Source organism: Bacteroides sp. 519, assembly GCF_010500955.1.
Classification (GTDB): Bacteria; Bacteroidota; Bacteroidia; order Bacteroidales; family Bacteroidaceae; genus Bacteroides.
This window is the reverse complement of the sequence record NZ_QVMJ01000070.1, coordinates 1-1,324: the sequence shown is the minus strand read 5'-3', so window position 1 is coordinate 1,324 and position 1,324 is coordinate 1. Positions and strand designations below refer to the sequence as shown.

1 pseudogene is annotated in these 1,324 nt (G+C 45.9%); it reads right to left on the bottom strand.

The window, feature by feature from the left end:
• Positions 1 to 1,068: pseudogene (locus D0T85_RS21930) on the bottom strand (hypothetical protein); the annotation flags it as partial.
• Between the last annotated feature and the right edge of the window lie 256 nt (positions 1,069 to 1,324).

Here is a 1,324-nt window from a genome sequence, read left to right as displayed (position 1 = left end):
ACGGTAAGGGGCGGGAACCATGTATTTAAATACTTCTTGCTGACGGGAGCCTTTTGCTTCGTTGGCAGCAATCTTTTCGTGCAACAGAAATTCACTGGCAAGGGCAATGGAGTCTTTGTCTTTAGGCAGCAGCGGTTGAAGATCTTCGGGACCAATGCCTCTGAAGTAGAATTCACGGTACTTGGGCGGAACGGCATCCAATGTAATCTGCCGGCGAACGGGCGAAGATTCAATTAGCTTCTGTCGTTCTTTGCGGTACTTGGCACCTAGCTTCGAGGTGTCGGCACGAAGGGCTAGCTGACGGTTCAGGTCGTTACGGTAGCGTACATCGTGGGCCATGAGTTTCAAGCGAAGTTCTTCGGCGTGTTTAATGTTGTAGGCGTCGTACTTGGCTTGTTCGGCGTTACGCCAGTCGCGGTACTCTTGCATCAATGCCCATTTGTTATAGTATTGATCCAGGTTGGTTTTACGACGGCGGCCTAGTTCACGATTTACGCCACGGTGATCAACAAAAGCCGAATCATAGGCAGAGGGGTCGATAATGCTGGCCAGGTAGTTTTGATAACGTTCGTAGTCTTGCTTTTGAAGGTCTACAAAGTTTTTACCACGCAACACTACATCGTCCAGATGAACTACCGAGTCGGGAGTTATTAGCTCGGGGGTAAGGGTTACCTGAAAGTCGTCCGACAAGTAGGCTTCGGGAACGTGTACGATAAAGTCGATGTTCACCTGTCCTTCCCGCACAGGCGCAAAGCGTGCACGGGAAGTGACGGTGACTTGAGACAGAGTGTATACTTTATTGGTATCCAGACGGGCCTCGTCCTGGTTATTTTCTTCAATGTTTGTGAGTTGTGGCTGTTGACTGTAATTTACCTGTTCGGCCAACACCATGGGGCTACCATTACTTTGACCGGGACGATTCCCCGGGTGGGTAACAGTGATACGACTACGTTCAAGGAACAACCGTTCCGTAAGGTGGCGTTTGCGGGTATTGCTGTTATTGGTGTTGCAAGAAACAAACATGAATAACAAGCAAAACAGGTATAGGTATAGGGTTCTCTCTCTCATAAAAATCTAATATGCCAATGTGGATAATGTGCCAATGTGCCAATATCCCAATGTGGATAATATGCTAATGTTAATATGCCAATGTGGATAATGTGCCAATATGCCAATGTAAAAATATGCTGATCTAAAAATATGCTGATAGAATTAATAAATTTATTAATTATGCGCAGCCAATTGGCACATTGGCATATTAGCACATTGGCACATTACCTTCTTTGTTTTAATTCGTCTTCTTTCTTCTTAGCTAGTTCTGTCA